Raw genomic sequence first — 9,231 nt, 5'->3', positions numbered from 1 at the left:
TCAACAACTGGGACCAGTTACCCTGCAAGAACCCTCTGGTTATGGACAGTATTTGAACACGCAGTTTAAAGTAAATGCTGGTGAAAAATATACTATTAAGCTCGATAAAGGGAGTAATAGCTATAGTCATTATTGGTCGATTTTTATTGATGTGAATGGTGATGGGGATTTTGCCGATGAGGGTGAATTAATAACCGAGTCTAAAAGTAAAGATGATATTAATGTGCAAATGACTATGCCGTTATTACCTGCTCACAGTAGTACACGAATGCGTATTGCTATGAGTTGGGGGACGAAAATTAAGAATCCATGTGATTCACTCAAAGTGGGAGAGTTTGAAGACTACTTGCTGGTAAATGGTAATACGGATACAAGTCCAAAACCGTTAGTCCGTTTTAATTTCAGAAAGATAGAGGATACTGTTTATTTTAAAAATACCTCTTTATATCTACCAGATGAAATGGATTGGCAATGGCAAATTAATGGTGAAACTTTCAGTGGTAAACCTGCATTTAACAGCGAAATTTCGCATCAATTTGACATGCCAGGAGAGGGTGAGCCACCTATTTCTTACCAAGTAAAACTTATCCTGAATGATGTATATAGCAGTAATGTGGCAGAAATTACGTTTGAAAATGTCTCAGGTAGCTCGGGTCTTCCAGAAGGTTACTGTGAAGCAAGGGGAGAATATGTGAGTTTTGCCTATTTAGATAAATTTGGTGTAGGCGCCTTTTTAAATGAGTCTGGTAAAAACGGTGGTTATCTAAATTATGCTGGAACTCAAATTCCCCTTAAAAAAGGTGAGTCATATAACTTTGCAATAACACCTTATTACTTTTGGGGTAGGAAATCGACTTATGCTGGGATTTGGATTGACCTGAATAGAAATGGTGCGTTTGAGGTAAATGAAAAAGTAGCTACTGAAAATGACTTTAAGGATACTGTAGCAAATAGTTTTTATATTCCTTCAGCTGCAAAAAGTGGTTTGACTAAAATGCGAGTTATTTTAAAAACAAATAAAAAACCTAACGCGTGTGATAAGTTTGGGGATCTTTTTGGAGGTGTTGGTGGTGAAGTTGAAGACTATATTGTAGAGATTAAGTAGCTTACTTTAGGAAAGTAAGTATTAATATATTTTATATAAATAACGTACATTTTATATACTATAAACAACATTAAAACACATAATTAAAAGGACTCAGTCGTGAAACTCAATAAGCTCTCACTAGTTATTTCAGCAATAGCTATGTCAAGTGCGCTATGGTTAAGTAATCCAGTCAGTGCTGCTGAACATCGATTATCTATTCCTATTGAGGAGTTGTCATCTTCATTTGATAAGGCACGATTCCATATTGATAATATAACTGGTAAGAAAAGAGGTCCTGTAAAATTAGATCTTTCTGATCAGGAACAATATGATTATATTTTAGAGCACTTACGCTTAACGGGCACAACCAGAGAGAAGTCGCCACAGTTGTATAAAATGCTTGAACAGTCCAAAAAAGAGCATACTCTAAAGCGTGAGTATCATAAGATGCTTAAGTCAGGAATGACAAAAAATAGAGCTATTTCATTATTAAACTTAAATAATAATGAACGTATTAATATTGCAAGAGTATTGGCTAATGATAAGCCGAAAGATATTTTTCATAGAATACAGGATTTAGATGCAGGGAAGAATGTAAAAACAGAAAAGGATGAAATGCTGGCTAAAGCTAGAACCAGTATCACTGGTAAAATGACGTATACTTATACTAGCGCTATTGTTATGGGGCAACACCCAGATGATCCAAATAAGACAATTAAGCTAGGTCATCCCGGGGGTATACATGCTTTTGCTGGTAAAGCAAATAATGTCGTGGCTTATAGCCCTGTATCAGATGAATTTATTAGTGCTGTTTATGATGACTCCGATATTTTGACAGTAGAGTCTATAGTTATATACGAAGATGCTGATGGCAATAAAGGTCATTATCGTATAATCTCAAAAAAAACGGTGAGTGAGTATAGAGCTAAACTAAAAGGTACTAATACTAATGGTGAACTGGATTTAGTTGCGCCTACAGATAAGAATGATGATAATAAAATTCAGGTATGTTTAAATCGTGATCATGGTGATTGTGACTATGATCAAATGTATCCTGCAAATACGCCAAATGATAAGCTATTAATCAAATTACCCTTTAATGGATCAATTACTACCCCCCATAAAATTAAAAAAATTTACAAACCTTCTGAAGTACCACCAGATACATTTATATCCGGAAAAACAAATATTTGGATTTCTACCAATACAGGAGAGCATGCTCAGTTAGTTGATCCTGCCACAGGAGATTCATTTGTTGATTTTATTGAAACCCGTGAAGTTACCATTGATGGACAACCTCATACTATTATTTCTTGGGATATTCCTAAAGAGAAAGCAGTATTTGGCACTGCTACAATGTATAAACGTTTCAAAAATGTGGAGTGGGAAATTCATATAGTCGCTGATGTTAACCCAATGTTTTATGATGAGGTAACGTTTACAGTTGATATTACAGCAGATAATAGTAAAACACCTTCTCACCAATGGGTTGTTGAAGACAAAATGCCCTTTATGTATTTTGAATACAGCTGTATGGCTAAAGGTACTCAGATTACCATGGCGGATGGTTCGCAGAAGCCTATTGAGCAAGTTATGATTGGTGATCAAGTGCAGGCTAATGGTTTAATTATGAAAGTAGAGGATACTTCAATTGGTAATGAAGTATTACCGATGATTCGTATTAATACCAACGATGCTAAGTCTGTTCTCTTAACCGAAACCCATCCAGTATTAACCAAGAACAGAGGTATTATTTGGGCGAAGGAAGTGCGTCAGGGTGATCAGTTAATGACTAAGCAGGGCACTACGCCCGTTATTAAAATAGCAGAAGAAAATTATAATGATACTGTTCATAACCTCAAGTTAGCAAAAATTGAAGGTTCAAAAAACGTATTAACAGCTGATGCTAAAGCGGTATTTGCCAATGGATTGTTAGTGGGAGGGATATCCATGCAAGCGGATTATTCTTTTAAAGACCAACAACAATTAACTGTCGAAGAACAACTTCAGCAAATTCCTGAACGTTGGCATCAGGACTTCTTGAATAACCAATAACAACAATTTAGTCAGTAACTGCAGTATAGTGATTATAGTCGCAGTTACTGGCTTTAACTATAGTATCCTACACTGAGTATCCCTAGTGCGTTGATAGTGACGTAAAAGGAAGAATTTAAGGACATACTTTGATGAAGAAAAAAAGACATAACTTCATCCATGCCATGATACTAACAGCAGGAGTGGCTGTAATTCCTGTGATAGGTTTAGCTTCTGAAATACCTGGCATTGATAATGATAATATTCCTTTAGGTACGGCTTATCACAGTAAAAAAGGCGGTTTTTATGGCTTTCAAGCAGTTAATGGTAGTGTAGATGAGTCCTATGGTAATACAGAATCGGAAATTCGTTTTGCTGTAGATTTAGGGTATAAACAGCTTTTGGATATGGTTAATGGCAGTGTTGATGTGGGTGTTAAAGTCAATGCAGTAAGTGTTGATGCTGGAGGACAATATGCGACAGAAAATTCAGCTGATGAGTATACGGGTACTTATACTTTTTATTTAAATAGCAAACCCAAAAAGCGGTTATTGGTTCCAGCGAATAATCAAGGTTATCAACCTACAACGGCGGCAGTTGAATTAGCGAATGACAGTCCTGGCAATCGTTTTGAAGAATTAGGTGATGAGTTTGTAACGGCTATTGAATATGGCTCATATTTAATGATTAATATGAAGATAGAGTACCGTAGTGCAAAAGATAAAAAAAATATTGGCGGATATTTAAAAGTTGATGCTATGGGGGTTGTTAATGTTAGTGGAGATCTTGATTTATTAGATGAAGCTACCAAAAACTCTGTAAAAATATCGATTACTGCAAAACAGGTTGGAGGTGATCCTTTAAGGTTAGCAAATATTATTCCAGATGGTCTTATGAAGTGTAGTTTGGCTAATCCTACACCTTGCTTTAACTTATTTAGAGAAGCTGTTATTTATTTGAAAAAAGATTATATTAACCAACTAAGTAATTTAGATAAATATAATCCTGTTAAGCTTTATACTCAGCAGTATAAATATTCTGGTCCAAGTTTAAATGTATTATTGCCCCAAGCTGGGTATGAAGATATAGAATACTTAACTAAGCTTTCTGTAAAACGGATGAGTGATCGTTGGGTTAAGTCTATGTTAGACAAACGTCGGGCAGAAAATATTTTAAATTATTACTCTGCAACCTTAAGCTCAGAAGATAAAGCAATTATTAAAGATATTGAAACTAAAGCACGGTTCAACGCCTATAGCTATGCCAGTGCCGTTGCTTATTGCCAAAAAAATCCCCTTGGTAGCTATTGCCGTGAGCGTGAGCAAATAATTAATGCGAGTAGTATTAGGACATATGACGATTCAAAATTGAATTTAAGCTCACTCTAATAAGGAAATAAAGATGATAATATGGCATCGTATTTATTACACTGTGCTGTTTTGCATGGTCGGATTGTTTGCAAATTTAGGCTATGCTAAACAATACCAAAACTATGGTATGTGGAATGATATCCTATCACCCAATCAAGCCGTTGGCCGATTTCAATGGCTTGAAAAATGTTATAGTGGGTTATTGGTTGAAACTTGGGAACGGATGTATGATGCAACTGACTTACAGTCTGAACAGGATAAAATTAATGCGTTAAAAAACGCGTGGCTTTATGATCGAGGTAATTTAAAAACCTTCCCTCAGTATTTAACTTTTGGTAATGAAAGCCATGAAAATCCAGCTAATTGGATAGCAGGTGTTTCCGCTACAGATTCTTGTAAAACGATCCCTGTAGGGTATCGAGTGATTGGGTTAATTACCAGTTTTGACTTTAAAGAGTATTGCAAAATATCAGCAAGAGACTCTTCAAAAGAATATATAAAGCAAGTTGATTTTGGTTCTTTCAGTAATTCCAGTGTTGCCAATAAGTTATCTAATTTTTGGGGGCGTGTTATTCAGGTGAGCCGTGGTAGTAGTTATAATCTTGTGGTTACACCTGGATATACTATTATGGCCTGGCCTGAAACATGGCATGGTTGGATTGACTGGAATAGGGATGGTGATTTTGCTGATAAAGGTGAAGCAATTTTAGTTAATGAAGTGAGTGACGAAGCTATTAGTAAGCTGATTAAAGTGCCTGCCAATGCAAAACCTGGGTTTACCAAAATGCGTATAACCATGGATATGGGAGGAGGAAGTCGTAATCCATGTCAAAATGTGCGTTTTGGTGAAGTCGAAGAATATACGATAAAAATAAATTAAGGCAGGGCAAGGACATGAAACCTATACTATTTTCAGGTCTGTTGGTCAGTACAGCATTAAGTGTTATTAGCAATGCTGTCGCAATGGACAGAGAGTTACCATTTGATCATCAACCCGAAAGATCTTGGTCAATGATGTCGGAAAGGTTTGGAACAAAAATTCCAGGCCTTGTGAATGACCATATTCAATTGGGAACGGCGTATGACAGCACAAAAGAAATATTTTTAAATCATCAACCCGTTGCCGGTGTAGAAAGACAAAACTATGGTGGAGTTAAGTTTACCGTTACTTATGATCAAGACACTAGCTATGATGAAGTCTTAAGTATGCTTAATGGTAGTGTTGATGCTTCAGTCGCCATCAATGTTGTTCAAGTAAATGCGGGGGCTCATATCGCAAAAGAAGCAGCAGAGTCTGAGTATGCTAGCTCTTATACATTTAGTGCAACAGCAACGCCTAAAAAGCGTGTATTGCTACCTGAAAACGCTAATACCGGCTTTGTGCTATCTCCAGTGGGTGATGCTATTGCAACTCAATACCAGAATCAATTAGCTGAGTTAGCAGGTGATGAATTTGTTACTTCCATCGAATATGGTTCTCAGCTGTTTGTAAATATGAAAGTGGAATTTTTAAATAGCCGTGATAAAGATAATATTGGTGGCTATTTAGGTGTTGATGTGGCTGGGGGGATTGTATCGGTTAAAGGTGAACTGGATTTTCTGGATGAGGAGGTTAAAAAGTCCGTTAAAATTACAGTGAGAGCACTACAAAAAGGCGGTAATCCTATAGAACTACTTAAGGTTATTCCAAATAATATTATTACGTGTTCACTGGAAAATCCAAAACCTTGCTTTGATTTATTCGAGGAAGCCATTCAGTATGCAAAAACGGATTTCCAGCTGCAGTTTGATTCTTTGAGTGATTATAATGTAGTCAGTTATGAAACGACACGTTATGATCGTAGTACGCTTGATGTTAAACGTTTAGTTCCTGAGTATCAGGAGGTCAGTTGGCAGCGGGACCAAATTATTTATGAGATGACTGATAATTACAAGCGTGCCATCAAAGATGAGCAGCGAGCTTCTGACTTGTTAGCAAGCTACTATAGTTGGATGCCTAATGAGCAGAGAATAAAAGTAGAGCAAATTAAACAAGCGGCTTATAACAATGCCTGGTTATATTATGACATTGCTAAGTACTGTCAGGAACATCCTTTTGGAACGGAATGTGTTGATTATTGGAATAATGTGAAAGATACATGTGCATCTACAGCAGAAGAAGCTTGTATTGCTGAATATGATCACTCACAGTTAGAAGTTAATAGTGAAGTTAAGTCTGTTCGTCAGTGTGAGGTTGCACGACAAACAGCGACAAATAATGGCTTGGAAACTGAGCAACAATCGATCGCTTATCGGAATCTACGTTGGGCACCTGTTTTTGTTGATAATGCTAACCCAACCGATGGTATATTAGAGTGGACACCATGTGAATTTGCGTTAGCGACTTATGGTGATTATTTCATAAACTAATATCTTTAAACTATACCCTTCTCGAAGGGTATAGTGTCTGCTATTTAGGTACTACTTTGTAGGAACCAATACTGTGAAAAAAATATCCACAATTCTGCTATTTAGGTACAGAGCTTGTTATGCTATTACACTTGATTATGTAAATAAAGGCCGTTTGAAATCTGGTTGGACCTATCTTTTAATGACATTATTAATTTCGTCATCAACACCAGTAACGAGTGCTGAATATATAGCAGATAATGCTCAATTAACATGGCTTGGGCTCGGATTAGATAGCCAGAGTGGTTTTAAAAAGCAGGCTTGTGTTACGGGGCGCTGGAAAAAAACAGGAGATACAAGTGTTGAGCTGAGCTATTTAGGTTCTCGCCAAACAAAAGATACTATGGAACAGGTCTTTGGTAAGGTTAAAGGTGGTGTGAATGTTATCATTTTTTCAGGCTCGGTGAGCGTGTCAATGACATCACGTATTTCAGAAAACAAAACGACGGCAGCTTCAACTGTTAAACTTATGTACAATGGGCCTAATTATACTTTGGAAAACCGTCATTTAACGCCTTTAGGGCAGGCTATGTTAGATGCGGCCCCTAATATTGTGATTAACAAATGTGGTGATGAGTTTATTTACCATATGGATACGGGAGGGGAAGTATATGTAACTGCAAAGTTACATTTTAAATCCAAAGAGGCTTATAAAAAATTTGTCACTAAAGTCAAGGTTCGGGTTTTATTTGTAAAAAAAACTAAAACCTATACTAAAGAGTGGTATGATTACGCGGAAGATGCTGTCTATAGCATTAATGTAGTGACTAACGGCGGTGAAACTCCCAAACTGACACAGTTACTCAATAATAATCCAAAATACTGTAAAATTGAAAATATCAATGAGTGTTTTAACACAGCAAATTTATTATTTGACTATTTATTTGGTGATAATGGCTATCATCAGGACTTAAGCACAGCATCTAGGAAGGTATTATCCTTTGATACGCGTCGATATGATCATTCTGGACATTTTGCATTAAATCCTCCAAATGAACCTTATATTGATCCGGGTTTTAAAATACAGGAAGAAAAAATAAAGATTAAATTACTGGAGCAATATGACTATCAACAGTCGCTTCAAGCATTTTATGCTGTTGAGTCTGATCGTGAAAAAAAAGAAAAATATGCGAAAGCGCTAACTAAAGTCGAACATAATCTTGCTAAATTACACCAAGCAACCGTTGCATGTCAGGCTGCATCTGAATTTGAAGTTTGCCGGATAGCCGTTGATCAGGCAATGCTTGATTTGTATATAATTCAAATTTAATAATTTTTATATATACCAAAAATGTAGGGTTTTTATATCCCTTGGGCTCAGGGGCACAAGAGTGCGATGGTCAATCGATGAAGCCCCCGAAGCTTATATTAATAAGTGACTGGAGTGGCAGTTAAATGCTCCTGCTTAAACTGCATTCCCAACATCCTTGTTGCTCAGGTTGTGCTGACAACAAACCCTAAAAATGATTCGTGAAGGGGGTAGCACCGTCAATAACGCGATAATAATTGACTATAACTACCGTTTATAGAGAAATAACTGGCTATTATTGTTGAATAGAGTGATGGAGTCCATATATGACATGATCGACTATTTGACCATTTAAATTTTCTGCATTAGTTATAATACCCTCTTGATTCATACCTAGTTTTTCACAAACCTTACGACTTGGGTAGTTTTCTGCCGCAACTGATATCTGGACTTTTTCCATACCTAATTCATCAAAAGCGTTGGTAATAAGCGCTTTAACTGCTCTTGTAACAATTCCTTTTCCTTGGTGCTCAGCACTTAGCCAATAACCAATTTCCACTTTCTTAAGCTCTTGGTTAATTGCACTGTAGCATATATTGCCTACTACCTGCTTTTGGAAAATTAAGGCACAGGTTAATGATTTTCCTTCAGCATAATCGTGAAGTGAATGCTTGATGAATGAGATAAAGAATTCTTCAGATTGTGCATGTAGAGGCCAATTTAACCACTGAGCTAAATAATCTCGTTCACTTGATACTATCTTGTAGTAGTCCTTAACAAAAGAAGGTTGAACTAAAGCAAGCTCAAGTTCGTGATCAACTTTAAAGGTGAACAAAACGTGTCTCCTATTTTATAAATTCATATATACCTATCAACGAAGGGTATAAGTCCTGTAAAGATTTTAACGAGAATGCTTCCTTTATGCGAACTGTATGACAGGGGTGTTTGAGCTAATAATAGAAGCAAGAGTAGCCTCTACTGACATAATGCTGTCAGTAGAGTTGTATTATAGTGATTACAAGCTAACAATTTCTAAAAGGTTA

Annotated in this window: 7 protein-coding genes; 6 read left to right on the top strand and 1 reads right to left on the bottom strand. The window is 36.5% G+C overall.

Annotation, left to right across the window (positions count from 1 at the left end; translation table 11 throughout):
- The 6 genes from KCG35_RS22620 to KCG35_RS22595 all read left to right on the top strand — a co-directional run.
- On the top strand, window positions 1-1,105 hold a 1,105-nt coding region (locus tag KCG35_RS22620; protein WP_230409326.1), incomplete at its 5' end, for a GEVED domain-containing protein.
- 99 nt (window positions 1,106-1,204) lie between these two features.
- Entirely contained in the window at window positions 1,205-3,142 is a 1,938-nt protein-coding gene (locus tag KCG35_RS22615) for a Hint domain-containing protein (protein ID WP_215822131.1), read from the top strand.
- A 131-nt stretch (window positions 3,143-3,273) separates the two neighbouring features.
- Window positions 3,274-4,509, top strand: a complete 1,236-nt coding sequence (locus KCG35_RS22610; protein WP_215822130.1) for a hypothetical protein — start codon at window positions 3,274-3,276, stop codon at window positions 4,507-4,509.
- Window positions 4,510-4,522: 13 nt separating this feature from the next.
- On the top strand, window positions 4,523-5,371 hold the full coding sequence (locus tag KCG35_RS22605; RefSeq protein ID WP_215822129.1) for a GEVED domain-containing protein: 849 nt from the start codon (window positions 4,523-4,525) through the stop codon (window positions 5,369-5,371).
- A gap of 14 nt (window positions 5,372-5,385) precedes the next feature.
- Window positions 5,386-6,900, top strand: coding sequence for an internalin (locus KCG35_RS22600; RefSeq protein WP_215822128.1), 1,515 nt, complete (start codon window positions 5,386-5,388; stop codon window positions 6,898-6,900).
- 73 nt (window positions 6,901-6,973) lie between these two features.
- Window positions 6,974-8,209, top strand: a complete 1,236-nt coding sequence (locus tag KCG35_RS22595; RefSeq protein ID WP_215822127.1) for a hypothetical protein — start codon at window positions 6,974-6,976, stop codon at window positions 8,207-8,209.
- A gap of 274 nt (window positions 8,210-8,483) precedes the next feature.
- Here KCG35_RS22595 and KCG35_RS22590 read toward each other — a convergent pair whose 3' ends face one another.
- Entirely contained in the window at window positions 8,484-9,023 is a 540-nt protein-coding gene (locus tag KCG35_RS22590) for a GNAT family N-acetyltransferase (protein ID WP_215822126.1), read from the bottom strand.
- Window positions 9,024-9,231 lie beyond the last annotated feature (208 nt).

The organism is Zooshikella harenae, assembly GCF_018837975.1.
In the GTDB taxonomy this organism is placed as follows: domain Bacteria; phylum Pseudomonadota; class Gammaproteobacteria; order Pseudomonadales; family Zooshikellaceae; genus Zooshikella; species Zooshikella harenae.
This window is presented reverse-complemented; position numbering and strand designations above follow the sequence as displayed.